The sequence below is a fragment of the [Clostridium] polysaccharolyticum genome, assembly GCF_900111595.1.
In the GTDB taxonomy this organism is placed as follows: domain Bacteria; phylum Bacillota; class Clostridia; order Lachnospirales; family Lachnospiraceae; genus Clostridium_AI; species Clostridium_AI polysaccharolyticum.
The window spans coordinates 46,158-61,110 of sequence record NZ_FOHN01000002.1 but is presented as its reverse complement, the minus strand read 5'-3'; the positions used below and the strand labels follow the sequence as shown (position 1 = coordinate 61,110).

17 protein-coding genes, 3 tRNA genes and 1 other annotated feature are annotated in these 14,953 nt (G+C 36.1%); of the genes, 17 read left to right on the top strand and 3 right to left on the bottom strand.

The features are described from left to right. Nucleotides 1-4: 4 nt before the first annotated feature. The 14 genes from BMY85_RS01610 to BMY85_RS01545 all read left to right on the top strand — a co-directional run bounded on the left by BMY85_RS01610 (nucleotide 5) and on the right by BMY85_RS01545 (nucleotide 10,816). Nucleotides 5-955 (top strand): metal ABC transporter substrate-binding protein, encoded by a 951-nt coding sequence (locus BMY85_RS01610; RefSeq protein WP_092475492.1) that lies wholly within the window; start codon nucleotides 5-7, stop codon nucleotides 953-955. After that, nucleotides 945-1,769, top strand: coding sequence for a metal ABC transporter ATP-binding protein (locus BMY85_RS01605; RefSeq protein ID WP_330387174.1), 825 nt, complete (start codon nucleotides 945-947; stop codon nucleotides 1,767-1,769). Before BMY85_RS01610 ends, BMY85_RS01605 begins: the two co-directional genes overlap by 11 nt. Beyond that, nucleotides 1,766-2,605 carry a metal ABC transporter permease gene (locus BMY85_RS01600; protein WP_092475491.1) on the top strand — a complete coding sequence of 280 codons (840 nt, stop codon included), beginning with the start codon at nucleotides 1,766-1,768 and terminating at the stop codon, nucleotides 2,603-2,605. The genes BMY85_RS01605 and BMY85_RS01600 overlap by 4 nt, the downstream gene beginning before the upstream one ends. A 12-nt stretch (nucleotides 2,606-2,617) precedes the next feature. Beyond that, nucleotides 2,618-3,739 carry a sporulation integral membrane protein YtvI gene (gene ytvI / locus BMY85_RS01595; protein ID WP_092475489.1) on the top strand — a complete coding sequence of 374 codons (1,122 nt, stop codon included), beginning with the start codon at nucleotides 2,618-2,620 and terminating at the stop codon, nucleotides 3,737-3,739. A 110-nt stretch (nucleotides 3,740-3,849) separates the two neighbouring features. Then, nucleotides 3,850-3,922 (top strand) — tRNA-Val (locus BMY85_RS01590). A gap of 27 nt (nucleotides 3,923-3,949) precedes the next feature. Next, nucleotides 3,950-4,023: transfer RNA gene (locus BMY85_RS01585), tRNA-Met, on the top strand. Nucleotides 4,024-4,142: 119 nt separating this feature from the next. Next, complete coding sequence (gene ispF, locus BMY85_RS01580) at nucleotides 4,143-4,700, top strand: 2-C-methyl-D-erythritol 2,4-cyclodiphosphate synthase (protein ID WP_092475911.1); 558 nt, start codon at nucleotides 4,143-4,145, stop codon at nucleotides 4,698-4,700. Then, nucleotides 4,645-6,267 carry an ASKHA domain-containing protein gene (locus BMY85_RS01575; RefSeq protein WP_092475488.1) on the top strand — a complete coding sequence of 541 codons (1,623 nt, stop codon included), beginning with the start codon at nucleotides 4,645-4,647 and terminating at the stop codon, nucleotides 6,265-6,267. Before ispF ends, BMY85_RS01575 begins: the two co-directional genes overlap by 56 nt. Before the next feature lie 59 nt (nucleotides 6,268-6,326). Beyond that, nucleotides 6,327-6,575 (top strand) — a binding site (T-box leader). A 54-nt stretch (nucleotides 6,576-6,629) separates the two neighbouring features. Continuing rightward, nucleotides 6,630-7,298, top strand: a complete 669-nt coding sequence (gene epsC, locus BMY85_RS01570; RefSeq protein ID WP_092475486.1) for a serine O-acetyltransferase EpsC — start codon at nucleotides 6,630-6,632, stop codon at nucleotides 7,296-7,298. Between the two features lie 39 nt (nucleotides 7,299-7,337). Further along, nucleotides 7,338-8,735: a cysteine--tRNA ligase gene (cysS, locus tag BMY85_RS01565; RefSeq protein WP_092475485.1), complete on the top strand. Its 1,398-nt coding sequence runs from the start codon at nucleotides 7,338-7,340 to the stop codon at nucleotides 8,733-8,735. Next, a complete protein-coding gene (locus tag BMY85_RS01560; RefSeq protein WP_242939651.1) occupies nucleotides 8,720-9,220 on the top strand; it encodes a Mini-ribonuclease 3 in 501 nt (166 codons plus the stop codon). The genes cysS and BMY85_RS01560 overlap by 16 nt, the downstream gene beginning before the upstream one ends. A 25-nt stretch (nucleotides 9,221-9,245) precedes the next feature. Beyond that, nucleotides 9,246-10,022 (top strand): 23S rRNA (guanosine(2251)-2'-O)-methyltransferase RlmB, encoded by a 777-nt coding sequence (rlmB, locus tag BMY85_RS01555; protein ID WP_092475468.1) that lies wholly within the window; start codon nucleotides 9,246-9,248, stop codon nucleotides 10,020-10,022. 95 nt (nucleotides 10,023-10,117) lie between these two features. Then, nucleotides 10,118-10,741, top strand: a complete 624-nt coding sequence (gene sigH / locus BMY85_RS01550) for an RNA polymerase sporulation sigma factor SigH (protein ID WP_092475464.1) — start codon at nucleotides 10,118-10,120, stop codon at nucleotides 10,739-10,741. Nucleotides 10,742-10,743: 2 nt separating this feature from the next. Further along, a tRNA-Thr gene (locus BMY85_RS01545) sits at nucleotides 10,744-10,816 on the top strand. 28 nt (nucleotides 10,817-10,844) lie between these two features. On the opposite strand, the gene BMY85_RS01540 is transcribed toward BMY85_RS01545, so the two are convergent. Continuing rightward, nucleotides 10,845-11,891: a site-specific integrase gene (locus BMY85_RS01540; protein ID WP_177180576.1), complete on the bottom strand. Its 1,047-nt coding sequence runs from the start codon at nucleotides 11,889-11,891 to the stop codon at nucleotides 10,845-10,847. Nucleotides 11,892-12,131: 240 nt separating this feature from the next. Between BMY85_RS01540 and BMY85_RS01535 the strand changes: the two genes are divergently transcribed. Further along, on the top strand, nucleotides 12,132-13,184 hold the full coding sequence (locus tag BMY85_RS01535) for a LytTR family DNA-binding domain-containing protein (RefSeq protein ID WP_092475462.1): 1,053 nt from the start codon (nucleotides 12,132-12,134) through the stop codon (nucleotides 13,182-13,184). Next, nucleotides 13,181-13,300 (top strand): AgrD family cyclic lactone autoinducer peptide, encoded by a 120-nt coding sequence (locus tag BMY85_RS15300; protein ID WP_143066303.1) that lies wholly within the window; start codon nucleotides 13,181-13,183, stop codon nucleotides 13,298-13,300. The genes BMY85_RS01535 and BMY85_RS15300 overlap by 4 nt, the downstream gene beginning before the upstream one ends. Before the next feature lie 707 nt (nucleotides 13,301-14,007). Here BMY85_RS15300 and BMY85_RS01525 read toward each other — a convergent pair. Continuing rightward, entirely contained in the window at nucleotides 14,008-14,388 is a 381-nt protein-coding gene (locus tag BMY85_RS01525; RefSeq protein ID WP_092475460.1) for a helix-turn-helix domain-containing protein, read from the bottom strand. Nucleotides 14,389-14,537: 149 nt separating this feature from the next. On the opposite strand from BMY85_RS01525, the gene BMY85_RS15455 reads away from it, so the two are divergent. Further along, nucleotides 14,538-14,711 (top strand): hypothetical protein, encoded by a 174-nt coding sequence (locus tag BMY85_RS15455; protein WP_177180575.1) that lies wholly within the window; start codon nucleotides 14,538-14,540, stop codon nucleotides 14,709-14,711. Here BMY85_RS15455 and BMY85_RS15450 read toward each other — a convergent pair. Further along, nucleotides 14,708-14,872 (bottom strand): hypothetical protein, encoded by a 165-nt coding sequence (locus BMY85_RS15450; protein WP_177180574.1) that lies wholly within the window; start codon nucleotides 14,870-14,872, stop codon nucleotides 14,708-14,710. The two genes, BMY85_RS15455 and BMY85_RS15450, sit on opposite strands and share 4 nt — an antisense overlap. Nucleotides 14,873-14,953: the final 81 nt, after the last annotated feature.

Below are 14,953 nucleotides of genomic sequence, written 5' to 3'. Positions count from 1 at the left end.
GAACATGAAAAAATTTTTGATACTCCTTTGTATTTTTGCAGTAGTAACATTAGCTAGTGCTGGCATAACAAAGGGACTTAAATCAAAGGAAGCAGCACCTTTAGATGAATTTACTATTGTGACTAGTTTTTATCCAGTCTACATTGCAACAAAGAATATTGCCAATGGAGTGGATGGAGTAAAAGTTGTGAATATGACAGAAAACCATTCTGGGTGTCTGCATGACTACCAGCTGACTACCAGTGATATGAGAAAGCTTGAGGATGCAGATGTATTTGTAATGAACGGTGGCGGCATGGAGGGCTTTATTGAAGAGGTGGCAGCAAAATATCCTGACTTGCCAGTAATTGATGCTAGTGAAGGGATTGTACTTATTGGGCCAGCAGCAGGCCATCATCATGAACATGGCCATGATGAAGAGCCAGAGGAATATGAACATCATCATGAGGCAAATGCCCATGTATGGATGGATCCTGTCCGGTATAAGAAACAAATCAAAACAATTTCTAAAAAACTGGAAAATTTAGATAAACTCAATGCGAAGGCCTATGAGAAAAATCAAAAAGCTTATGAAAAGAAGATTGATTTAATAGAAGAGCAGTTAAATGCATTAAAGGATGAAAATCATACAGAGATTATTACTTTCCATGAAGCATTTTCGTATTTAGCAGATTATCTAGGAAATGATATTGTATACTGTATGGATTTGGATAATGAATCTGGCTTAAGTGCTGGTGAAATAGCAGAAGTAATCAATGAAGTGAAAAAACATAATGTGAGGGCTTTGTTTACTGAGACGGCCAATAGAGATTCTATTGCCAATAATATTTCTGCTGAGACCAATGCAAAGGTTTATGTACTGAATTCCTTGACCTCAGATAAAGATTCTTTAGATGCTTATATTAATGGAATGCAGAAAAACATTAACGTGCTAAAAGGCGCATTTGGAAAGTAGAAAGTCAGAAAGGCTTGGTGGTGAGATGAGTATAGAACAGCAAAAAAAAATCAGGCATTCTGGTGGGACGAAGGCATGTGGGTTTCACTGTATCAAAGTAAAGAATTTTGGTGTGAAGATAGGAAATGACACGATCATTCGTGATGTCAATCTGCATATACATTGTGGGCAGCTGACTACTATTATTGGAAAAAATGGTGCTGGCAAAACCACTCTTATGAAAGCACTTTTAAATGAAATAAAACATGAGGGATATATTGAATTTAAAGATATCAAGAAAAATACAATGTCTGATTTAAGAATCGGATACGTGCCACAGCATTTGAATATTCCTAAGAATACCCCGACTAGTGTATATGATTTGTTTGCAAGCTACATTTCTGGAATTCCAGTGTTTTTATGGAAAAGCAAACGGGTGGAAGAAAAGATAAAACAGCAGTTAAGCAGATTTAAAGCGGAGGAATTGATAGATAAGGCGGTTTGTGATTTGTCTGGAGGGGAACTGCAGAGGGTGCTTCTGTCCTTAGCTACTTATCAGTCTCCTAATCTGCTGATTTTAGATGAGCCTGTATCAGGCATGGATCATAATGGAATGGAACTGTTTTATGATAATATTGATTTCTTAAAGAGAGAGTACGATCTGGCGGTGATTCTGATTTCTCATGATCTGGAGTATGTGGCAAGATATTCCGATCGAGTGGTATTGCTTAATCAGACTATAATAAGAGAAGGAACCCCAAAAGAAGTGTTTAATAGTCCTGAGTTTAAAGAAACATTTGGTAAGATACAGTATCTGGAGGAACATGAGAAATGAATATGATGTATAATGTATTAGAAAAAGTAGTTCCATTTCAGTGGATTTCTTATGATTTTATGAAAAATGCCTTGCTTGCTGTTCTTATCATTACGCCGTTGTTTGCTTTATTAGGAACCATGATCGTAAACCAGAAAATGGCGTTCTTTTCAGAAGCATTAGGGCATTCTGCTTATACAGGAATTGGTATAGGAGTACTGTTTGGTGTTGCGGATAAAAATGTATCCATGCTTGCCTTTGCAGTTATTTTTGCTTTAGGACTTAATCGGATCAATCGAAAAAATACGGTTTCAACGGATACAATTATTTCAGTATTTTCTTCTTTAGGGACAGCACTGGGACTTGTAATTCTGTCTTCTGGAGGGAATTTTTCTAAGTACTCCAATCTGCTAGTAGGAGATGTACTAAGTATTACCCATAAGGAAATCAGCCTGTTAGCAGCTGTGTTTGTGCTTGCGCTTCTGTTCTGGTTTTTTGCCTTTAACAAACTTCATGCGATTAGCATAAATGCTTCATTAGCAAAGAGCAAAGGCGTAAGAGTGGAACTGATAGAAGATATTTTTTCCGTTTTAATTGCAGTTATTATTATGTTTTCCATACGCTGGGTTGGTATTTTGATTATTAATGCACTGTTAATACTTCCAGCAGCCAGCAGCAGGAACATTTCAGATAATATGCGGGAGTATCATTTGTATTCGGTTGTAATTTCGGTTTTTTCAGGAATTTTAGGACTAGTTCTCTCGTATTATAATAATACAGCTACTGGTCCGACAATTGTACTGGTTGCGTCGGTAGTGTTTTTCCTGACACTATTTGCAAAACCACTTGTAAAATAGGGATGTGATATTATGAATAAAAAGGGATTGTATATACGAATTGGAGTAACGCTGCTGCTGGCAGCCGCAATTGTTTTATTGTGTATTTTTGTATTGCCAAGGCTTATTCGTTTTTTCTTTCCGTTTGTAATCGGATGGATTATTGCTATGATTGCTAATCCATTGGTCCGTTTTATGGAAAAGAGAATTAAGATTGTAAGAAAACATAGTTCCGCTATTATTATTATTGCAGTTCTTGCAGCTGTTATAGGTATTATATATGGTGTAGGTTCTTTTCTAATCCGAGAGTTGTTACAGTTTTTACGGGATATGCCAGATATCTATACGGCATTAAGCTTGAAATTTGATTTATTCATTAATAAAGCTGGTAAGCTTGTTGATAAGTTGCCAAATACTGATAACAGCAGTTTAGATCGACTTGCCAATACCATTAACAGTGGAATTGCAAACTTTATGGCAAATTATGAATTGCCATCGTTTAGTGAGGCTGGAAATTTTGCAAAAAACATAGCAGATGGAATTTTTTCTGCTATTATTATCTTGATTTCCTCATACTTTTTTATTGCAGATCGAGATAAAATTGTAGCAGCAGTAAGGAGAATAATTCCAAATTATATACTGGAACAATTTGACATGGTTGTAAACAACTTTAAACAGGCAATTGGTGGATATTTCCGTGCACAATTCAAGCTTATGTTGATTGTGTTCGCAATTTTATGGTTAGGATTTGCTATACTGGGAGTAAAATATTCCATATTGCTTGCTATTGTAGTTGCTTTTATCGACTTGCTTCCGTTTTTTGGTACAGGAGCTGTAATAGGTCCTTGGGTTGTGTATGATTTGATTATAGGAAAATACGCAGATGCGATATTTCTTGTTGTGATATATTTGTTATGTCAGATTATTAAGCAGGTACTGCAGCCGAAAATGGTGGGAGACAGTATTGGTATTTCCCCTTTATCCACATTGTTTTTTATGTTTATTGGATATAAGCTAGGCGGTTTTGGAGGATTGATTATTGGAATCCCAATTGGAATGGTTATCGTTAATTTTTATCATTCAGGATTATTCGATAGTGTGATCCGTGGTGTCAAAATTCTTGCTGCAGATTTGGCAGAGTTTATGAAATTCTAAAAAAATATATTTTATGCTTGACTTTTGTTTTTTTATGAAATATAATATCATTCGTAACAGCGATAAGCTGACGAACAGTTTTAAGGTGTTGCGAGTGATACTTGTTTGATGGGATCTTAGCTCAGCTGGGAGAGCATCTGCCTTACAAGCAGAGGGTCACAGGTTCGAGCCCTGTAGGTCCCACTTTTAAAAATAAGTATGGATAAATATGGCGGAATAGCTCAGTTGGCTAGAGCACACGGTTCATACCCGTGGTGTCATGGGTTCAAATCCCTTTTCCGCTACTTTTGGCAGGATGCTGCAGTTGATGCAGCATCCTTTTTTATTTGATTCCTTGTCTATAATAAGTTATAATACAAAAAAAGTAAGAGAAGTTATTTGTTGTGACAGAAAGGATGTAGTTATGCGAGTAGGAATGGGATATGATGTTCATAAACTAGCAGAAGATAGAGACCTGATTCTAGGAGGAGTTAAGATTCCCTATGAAAAGGGACTGCTGGGGCATTCGGATGCAGATGTGCTTTTACATGCCATTATGGATGCGCTGCTAGGGGCAGCAGCATTAGGAGACATTGGAAAACATTTTCCTGATACAGACGAAGCTTATAAAGGAATTTCTAGTCTGAAACTGCTAGAAGAAGTCCGAAAAAAATTAGAAGAAAAATTATATGTAATTGAAAATATTGATGCAACCATTATAGCTCAAAGCCCCAAAATGGCACCATTTATTCCAGAAATGAAGAAAAATATTGCCAAAACTTTATGTATTGATGAAGATCGTGTAAATGTGAAGGCAACAACAGAAGAAGGGCTTGGATTTACAGGAACTGGTGCGGGCATATCTTCTCAGGCCATATGTGCTTTAACAACAGTAGCCAATTATGCATATTCTGATCCGATGATGGATGGCGGACAGGCAGACGGAGGCTGTTCAGGCTGTAATGGATGCAGGAAGCATTAGAAAGGCTGCGAAGATGTATTTAACGGTAATAGGAGAAAAAGAATCTAAGGAAACTAAGAAAAGGCTGCTTACATTTGAAATAGGAGAGACGGTTACACAAGTGCTTAGAAGAAATGGCATTTTTCCTGCCATGCCATGTGGAGGAAGAGGTACTTGTGGCAAGTGCAGAGTAAAGGTAGTAAATGGGCACTTGCCTGTGACAGAAGCTGATAATCGCCTTTTGACGAAAGAGCAGCGAAAAGAAGGATTGCGATTAGGCTGTAAGGCGATTCTTACTGAGAATGTAACCATTCAGGTGGAAGAAGAAGCGGAATATGAAGTGCTCTGTAATGACAGCAAAACGATAGAATGTCAGAAACAAAAAGAGGATGGGAGAGAACTGGCAATTGCAATTGATATTGGAACAACAACCATTGCGCTTCAGCTGTTGGATATGCATTCAGGAGAGACAGTAAGAAGTCTCGGAGAATTAAACCGTCAAAGGAGTTATGGGGCAGATGTAGTGTCTAGAATATCAGCTTGTAATAATGGGGCGGAAGGGGAACTTAGAAAACTAATACGAAGCCAGATAGCAGATATGATTCTTAGGATGGATGTGAAAGCCTTAGCTAAGATTGTAATTGCTGCCAATACAACAATGTGCCATATTTTAATGGGATACCGTTGTGAAACTCTGGGGAGCTATCCGTTTAAACCAGTGAATATCAAAACGATTCTTACTTCGTCGGAAGTCTTGTTTGGAGATCAAGTGCCTAGGTGTCCGGTTGAAATTATTCCTGGAATCAGTACGTATGTAGGTGCGGATATTGTAAGTGGGCTAGTTACATGTGGATTTGCTAAGTCGGACCGTGTAAATGTCCTGATTGATTTAGGGACGAATGGGGAAATGGCTATTGGAAACAGAGAACACATTTTAGTTACCAGTGCAGCAGCAGGCCCAGCATTTGAAGGGGGAAACATCACTTGTGGAACAGGTTCCGTTCCAGGAGCTATAAGTGGAGCTAAGATTCGTTATGGCATTGCAAGAGTAGAGACAATACAGAATAAAAATCCAGTTGGAATCTGTGGTTCTGGTGTATTAGAGCTGGCAGCCGAACTTTTGAAAAACCAGATTATAGATGAGGACGGTACTTTTTTAGAGAAGTATATGGAGAAAGGATTTCCTGTGGCTATATCCAGTACAGGAAAAATTGTGCTAACCCAAAAAGACATTCGAGAAATTCAAATGGCAAAATCAGCAGTTTATTCTGCTTTGTGTCTGCTTGTAAAACGCTATGGAGCAGAACTGGAAGATGTGGATACGGTTTATCTGGCTGGTGGGTTCGGTTTTCATGTCAATATAGAAAAAGCAGTTGCTATAGGTTTACTGCCATACGAATGGAAAGATAAAATTGTAGTTGCAGGAAATACGTCGCTACAGGGAGCGAAGGAGGCCATACTTAAAAAAGATTTTTTACAGAGAGCAGAAGCAGTAGTGAATGTGTCAAAAGAGATATCCTTGGCACTTGAAAAAGAGTTTAACCAGTATTATATGGTGAATATGCATTTTTCTAAGAAACAGGAATAAACTGAAAGAGAAATCAAACTTGACAAAAAAACTCGGATTGCATACAATATGTTATATGTGCAAATGTGATGAATAGAAAGAGTAGTTGATTGGACTGCAGCAGAGAGAGAATGTTGCCAGCTGAAAGCATTCTTGGCAGGAAGATGAATGAAGTGCCTCTAGGAGCAGGTTAGATGAACTTTAGTAGTTTAACCCGGTAGCTGCCGTTATAGTATACGAGATTATTATGTGAATTGGCTTCTGTTTTATAGAATGGAAAGCTGAAACATAATGAAATAGAGTGGAACCGCGATCAAATCGTCTCTTGTTGCAAGAGGCGTTTTTTTTGTATGTTATATTGATTAGATTGGAAGTGACAAGCAGTGGGATTCATCAAATATATAAATGATGAGATTCAGGTAATTAAAGAAAGAGATCCAGCAATAAAATCAACAATGGAAGTTTTTTTATATCCAAGTTTCAGAGCGATATGGCGTTATCGAATCGCGCATAAATTATATCTGGGAAAACACTATTTTCTTGCACGCTGGATTTCCCAAAAGACAGCAAGGAAAACAGGTATAGAGATTCATCCTGGTGCAACAATAGGAAAGGGATTCTTTATTGATCATGGCCACGGTGTTGTAATCGGCGAAACTGCTGAGATAGGTGACAATGTTACTTTGTATCAAGGAGTTACTCTGGGGGGTACTGGAAAAGAGAAAGGAAAGCGTCACCCGACTATATGTGATAATGTTATGATTAGTACAGGTGCCAAAGTGCTAGGCTCTTTTACTGTCGGTGAAAATTCCAAAATTGGTGCAGGAAGCGTTGTATTGAAAGAAGTTCCACCAAATTCAACAGTAGTTGGAGTGCCAGGCCATATTGTGAAATGTGAAACTGCCAAAAAGACATTTGAGGAACTGGATCAGGTACATCTGCCAGATCCGGTAGAAATGGAACTAGACCGCTTGCAGCATGAAAATGAAGAACTTAGAAAGATACTGGAGAACTTTAATAAAAATTTAGAAAAGTATAATAAAATGAAGTAAATTCATTAAATTGAAATAAATTCATGACAGGAGGAAATTATGAAAATTTATAACACTTTAACGAAATCAAAAGAAGAATTTAAACCTTTAGAAGAAGGCAAAGTGAAAATGTACGTATGCGGGCCTACTGTTTACAATGATATTCACATTGGAAATGCAAGACCAATGATAGTCTTTGATACGGTAAGAAGATATTTTGAATATAAGGGATATGAAGTAAATTATGTATCGAACTTTACAGATGTAGATGATAAGATTATTAAGAAAGCCAACGAAGAAGGCGTTACGTGCAGGGAGATTACAGAACGTTACATTAAGTCTGTAAAAGAAGATATGAAGGCGATGAATGTAAAACCTGCTACTGTACATCCAAGGGCTACAGAAGAAATTGATGGCATGATTGAGATGATAAAGACTTTGATTGACAAAGGCCATGCTTATGAAAAAAATGGAACGGTTTATTTTAGAACAAGAAGCTTTGCTGGATATGGCAAGTTGTCCAAAAAGAATATTGATGAATTAGAGTCTGGGGCAAGAATTGCAGTAAACGAAGAAAAAGAAGATCCACTAGATTTCGTTTTATGGAAACCCAAAAAGGAAGGGGAACCTGCCTGGCCATCTCCATGGTCTGAAGGGCGTCCAGGATGGCATATTGAATGCTCTGAAATGAGTAAAAAATACTTAGGTGACCAGATTGATATTCATGCAGGCGGAGAGGATTTGATTTTTCCTCACCATGAAAATGAAATTGCACAAAGTGAAGCTGCGAATGGCAAAGAGTTTGCAACCTATTGGATTCACAATGGCTTCTTAAACATTGACAATAAGAAAATGTCCAAATCAGAGGGAAATTTCTTTACTGTAAAAGAAATTGGTGCAAAATTTCCATTAGAAGTATTGCGTTTCTTTATGTTAAGTGTGCATTACCGCAATCCAATCAACTTTAGCCGTGAACTTATGGAAGCAACACAGACTGGCTTAGAGCGCATTAAAACAGCCGTATTTAACTTAAACAGCTTATTAAAATCTGTAGAAGACAAAGCAATGTCCGAGGAAGAAAAGAAAGAGTTAGAAAATGTTGCGGCTTTGCAGGCAAAATTCGAAGCTGCAATGGATGATGATTTTAATACTGCAGATGCTGTTTCTGTTATTTTTGAGCTGGTAAAATTGGCAAACTCAACTGTAACAGGTCAGAATTCTAAAGAATTTGTACAAAAAACTGCTGATGAAATTACGAAATTGTGTGATATACTAGGAGTGGTAGCAGAACAGGAAGAAGAACTGCTTGAAGAAGAAATTGAACAGCTAATTGAAGAACGTCAGGCTGCACGTAAAGCCAAAAATTTTGCACGTGCGGATGAAGTAAGAAACCTGTTATTAGAAAAGGGTATTGTCTTAGAAGACACTCGTGAAGGAGTAAGATGGAAAAGAGTATAGGGTTGGATTCTGTATCAGATTTAAATCTAGCAGATCAGATAACAAAAGAATTTTTTGATATGATGACTGGAAAAGACACAGCTGCATGGAAAGAGAAAATGCCACCGAGCCAGATGTCACCGCTTACGCTGGCATTTATGGGCGACTGCATTTTCGATTTGGTAGTCCGTACAATTGTTGTGGAAAGTGGAAACGCTCCAGTAAACAAACTGCATAACAGGGCTGCTCATTATGTAAAAGCACCAAGCCAGATGGTTATGCTCAATCTGATTAAGGATGAATTTACAGAAGAAGAAATGGCTGTGTATAAGAGAGGCAGGAATGCCAAATCGTATACTTCAGCAAAAAATGCATCTATCATAGAATATCGTGTTGCAACTGGATTTGAAGCGCTGATTGGATATCTGTATCTAAACCGGCAATTTGGACGAGCACTTTATCTGTTGCATTTAGGGATAGAACGTTTTGATCAGATAGAAAAATAAGAAGACCAATGAATCGGTGAATAAGATGCCAGACAGCTGGCGGATAGGAGTAAATGTGAGTTACGAAGAATTTACAATCGAAGGAAGAAATGCAGTATTAGAGGCATTTCGTTCTGGGAAAACAATTGATAGACTATTTATTTTAGATGGATGTAAAGATGGACCAGTTCAGTCAATTGTCCGCGAGGCAAGAAAACATGACACAATCATTAACTTTGTTCCTAAGGAAAGATTAAATGCAATGTCTTCTACAGGAAAGCATCAAGGTGTCATTGCACAAGCTGCAGCTTATGATTATAGTGAAATGGAAGATATTTTTGCCTTAGCCAGGAAAAAAGGGGAAGCACCTTTTGTTATTCTGTTAGATAACATTGAAGATCCTCATAATTTAGGTGCTATCATCCGTACAGCGAATCAGTGTGGAGCTCACGGGGTTATTATTCCAAAACGTCGTGCAGCAGGGCTTACTGCTACAGTAGCAAAAGCTTCAGCAGGTGCGATTAATTACACGCCAGTTGTAAAGGTTACCAATCTGGTCCAGACAATGGAAGAACTAAAAGAACGAGGACTTTGGTTTGTCTGTGCAGATATGGACGGTGAAGTGATGTATAGACAGAACTTAACTGGCCCAATTGGTCTTGTAATCGGAAACGAAGGCGAAGGTGTAGGCAGATTGGTAAAGGAAAACTGTGACTACGTAGCTAAAATTCCTATGATGGGGGATATTGATTCTCTGAATGCTTCAGTTGCAATGGGTGTTTTAGCATATGAAATTGTACGTCAGAGATTAGGAATAAAATAAAAAAAGATGAAGGGAAAGGCATAAAACTATGCTTTTTCCTTTGAATCAATATAGAGCAGAAATATTAGTGGGGAAAGGCATATATGGAGGTAGGTATGCGAGGTGAGAAATATTCGGAAATGACCGATAATGAAATCATCCAGTGTATTCGGCAAAAGGAACATGAAGCTATGGAATTCCTTTTGGAAAAGTATAAGCATATGGTTCGGAAAAAGGCCAATACATTATTTTTAATCGGTGGGGACAAGGATGATTTAATACAAGAAGGGATGATAGGCTTGTATAAAGCGATTCGTGATTATAATGTAACACGGAATACAAACTTTTATTCATTTGCGGAATTGTGTATTTCCCGTCAGATCTATACGGCCATAAAACTGTCAAACAGAAAGAAAAACAAACCATTAAACGATTACGTTTCGTTTGATACGCCTTTATTTGGAGAAAATGAAGGAGACAAGATTCCATTGCTGGATATCTTTTTTGCAAATAATCGAAATCCAGAAGAATTAGTGATTGACAAAGAGAGTACAAGTATGTTACAATATGAACTCGAAAGGCGATTGAGTTCATTTGAACAAAATGTTTTCGCTTTGTTTTCTATGGGAATGGATTATAAAGAGATTGCAAAAAAACTGGATCGCCAGCCAAAGTCAATTGATAATGCCATACAGCGGATTAAGTCAAAGCTGATAGAGGTATTGGAAAATAATAAATAGCTGCTGCTATAGCTCAGTTGGTAGAGCGTCGCATTGGTAATGCGGAGGTCACGGGTTCAACTCCCGTTAGTAGCTGTCTAAAACCCTTGTATTTGCAAGGGTTTTATTTTTTGTGTTGTATTTTATGTTGCATTTTTTCAAAATGGCTGTTCGTATCCATAACGAATTGTTTATTATAATCATCCATCACATTCCTATATACCTGTTTTAACACTTTGTCATTAGACCAGCCACCTCTAGCCATGATGTACTGATCTGGTATTCCAAGTGCGTGCATGATGCTGGCAGAGTAATGACGTAAATCATGGAATCGGAAATGTCCTATCTTTAGTTTCTTCAGCATTCTGCCAAAGCGATTTGTTATGTTGTCTGCACTTATTGTAACAACCTTGTCTTGGCAATCCTTTATTTCATCCATAACGAAACTTGGTATTTGTATATACCTGTCACTACTTTTTGTTTTAGTTGTATTCTTATCTACAAATACTTTATCCTTATTTATCACACGTACACGGTGTACATGTATTGTGTTGTTATGCACATCCAGGTCATTCGCAGATAATCCGACGATCTCAGAACGTCTGAGTGTTGCGAATGCAGCAAGATATACGGCTTTTAATAATTCCATGTCATTTTCTTTTAAGTATTCTATTATACGCTGTATTTCTTCATCGTTTGGAATGTGGTAAGTTACACTTTCAGCCGCTGGCAATGTAACAGTTACCTTTTTGCAGTCAAAAAAATTCATGATGCTTACCACCAAACCATGAGCATTTGATACTGTTTTCGGTGCATGTGTCTTTGATAGTTCGTTTACCCAGCTTTGTAATAACTGTGTATTTATATCTGATAACAGAACATTATCCAGTTCATTATAATAGCTCTTCATTTGCACGTACCCTCTTATAGTACTTGGTGATAGTACATTGCTCTTTGAATCTATATAAGTTTCAAATGCTACTTTAAATGTTGGCATCACTTTTTTTCCTGATGACTTCTTTTTATTCATTGCAAATTCAGCGGCTAGATATTCGCTTTCTTTCTTTGTATCTGCTGTAAAGCTTTCATATTTTCTTTTGCCGTTTCCATCAGTATGGCTATAAACCAAAGTTCGCCATTGACCAGACGGTAATTTTTTTGCCTTTGCCATTGTCATCATCCTTTCATGTCTATCCTATATACTATATAGTATATAGGATAGACGAAAAATAAAAACATATCAAGAAAAAATAATACAAAAAAGTATATCGGCATGTTAAAAATAATAGTAGTTGTAAAATAGCACAATAAATATATGCAAAAATCACAAAAATAATATAAATACTATATAAGATATTACAAATGTGCTATATTAAATATAGAAAAATAAACTCAATAGAAGGGAAATTACATGGTAAACGTATTACTAATATTAGCATTTGTAGCCGAACCGTTGCTATGGTATCAATCAGCAAAGTCAAAATTCTATGTAAAAAGTAAAAAAGCAATACAGTTATTTATGCTAATTGATTTAGTTGATTCTCTCTTAAATCAATACACAAAACTGGCAAACTGCACTATTTTGCAAACGTTTCATTCATTAGTTTTCTTTACTTACATAACTGTATTTATATGTTATGCGTTTGAAGGAAGCATAAAAAGTAAACTAAAACATACAGGAACAATGTTTTTAGTTTATCTTGCAAGCGATATTATTGCTATGCTTATCTTATCTATATTTGCAACTGTAGAACAGATATCAGGGAATGGCATTTTGAATGCTGCAGGGATGTTATTGTCTAAGATAGTTATGTTTTGTCTTATACAAATCATTATAAAAAGAAGTGTCTCTATTAGTTCAGAAATGATCCCTTTTGCATTTTTGATGATTGCAATGGAAATTCCGCTTGTTGTGATGTTCAAATCATCATGTAGCGGAAGTATTGTCAATATTGTAATGTGTACTATAATCCAGATGACTGTTGTTGCAATGATATGCTATGTCCAGCAATTATTGTGCGCAAAAAATACTATATTTGCTAATTTTAAGAAAAAAGAAGCTGAACTTGAAAAGAAAACAATAAAGTTGCATATGCTTACAGAAGAGTTAAAAGAACTCAAGCTAAAAGAAACCAATACGCAAGAGAAGACAGAAAAGAATTCCAGCATGCTGGAATTTACTGAAAACAGGAAGAAAATATATATTAACAGAGATAGTATTTTATATGTTGAGCGTTATGCTAGAAAAATTATTATAATAGAGCAGGATGGTCAGAAACACGAAATTAATTCTTCTATTGCCAAAATGTTTGAGTTATTAGGCGAACAACAGTTCAAAAAAATAAATCAAGGCATACTTGTTAATCGCAAATATATTATCAACGTTGACAAGGACTGTGTGAAGTTGAAAAATGGCACAGTTTTATATGCATCTAAAAAGATGATGAAAGAAGGTGAATTATGAAGCTCATTGCAAAAGCAGCTTATGAGGTTGCAAAGAAAGAAGCTAACCAGGGGTGTGGTTTTTTCTTCTATCAGAAGAAACTGCCAGGTAAGGTTGCAGCTCTTAGGAAATTCTAATTTGATATTCGGTGACAAAAATAAAAAAGCGTTTGATTCCTGTATTTACAATGGTTTCAAGCGTTTTTTTACTGTTGGTGACAAAAGTGACAACAAAAATAATAGGGTTTATATCTATCAGAGTAAAAAATGGAATATTCGTAATTTTTTTTACTCGCGTAATGGTATATATACTCTTAAAAAACTGTCACTTTGTCACCGAAACGCTGTAAGCCTTATCAGACAAGGGATACAGCGATTTTGAAAATTGTCACCTTACTGTCATTAGCTGTCACCTGAATAGAAAAATTGTCACTTTAATAAATATAACTTATAAATATATATAATAATATAAATATATCTTATATAAAAATATGGATTTTGCTTTTTCGCGTGTGCATGTCTAGTTTGTAGATTACTATTTTTGTAACTGAATCTGCAAAGATAAACTTGCACATTACTTATTTTTACAATAAATCTGCAAGGATGAGTTTGCAGATTGTGAGAACAGATACAAGATCTGCAAACATGCGACGGAATGAGCAAAGTCTATTGTATTAGCAAGGTTGCTTTTGTATAATGCAATTAACAATTAACCCCTGCTGATAGAAGGAGTGATGCCTTTTGACAGATATTGAAAAAAGAGAAAAAATATCCAGTTGGTTGAAAGAACTTAATACGGAAAAATTAGATATAGTGTATAGAATAATCAAAAAAGCGAGTGGAAACTAATCCTCTCGCTTTTCCTTTTCTTCTTGAACTTCCTCAAATGCTTTCATCATCTGAATGAAAAATTCATCTGGAAGCTTTGCCATTGCTCTGAAAAATTCTTTTTTCTTTGGTTCGCAATCATCAGAAAACAATTCGCCGACGAAATCGGCAAGCTCTTGGTCGGGGGTTAATGTTTTGAACATCTCACCTTTTCCTTCTCTTAACCAGTCTTCATTTACATTAAACTCTTTACAAATATTGTTGATTACAGATGATGAAGGATTTCTTCTGCCAAGTTCATAATTTGCTAGTGTGTTTTGCGTTGAACCAATTCTCTGTGCAAATTTGGTTTGAGTTAAGTCAAGAACTTTACGTAATGATTTTATTCTTTCATTCAAGCTATCACTCCAATCTTTTTGTATGAATAAATTCTATAACATAAAAACGTCATTGTCAACAAAAAACGTCAATGAGATAAAAATATATTGACAAATATCTCTTAGAGATTTATAATAACGTCATAGTCACAGCTAAAGGAGGAAATTTAATGGAAAAATATTTGAAAGCATTAAAAGGAATTTCTCTAGGAGAATGGAGGAAGGTAGAAAAAATAATGAATGTGAATTTTGATGCAGCAAGAGAAGAGATGGAAAATAATTTCCACCTCAAAGAAATTGATCCAAACCAAAAAGACAAAAGTTTATGTAACTTAGGTCGTTAGCGATATTCCTGATTGAACTGTCCAAGAAATTGCTGGTATAAATCATGATAGATGTCAAATGCGTTTCCACCAACAATTTCTTTGTCACGATAATTTTTATCGTAGATTATAGGAATCATTGCAATGGTTAAATCATGAGCACGTTTTTCGTTATCAGTCATTTGTATTCTCCTTTTGTAAGTATTCCGTCTTGTACACGGTAATTAACATTATATAGGAGAAAGAGAAAATTAACAACAGGA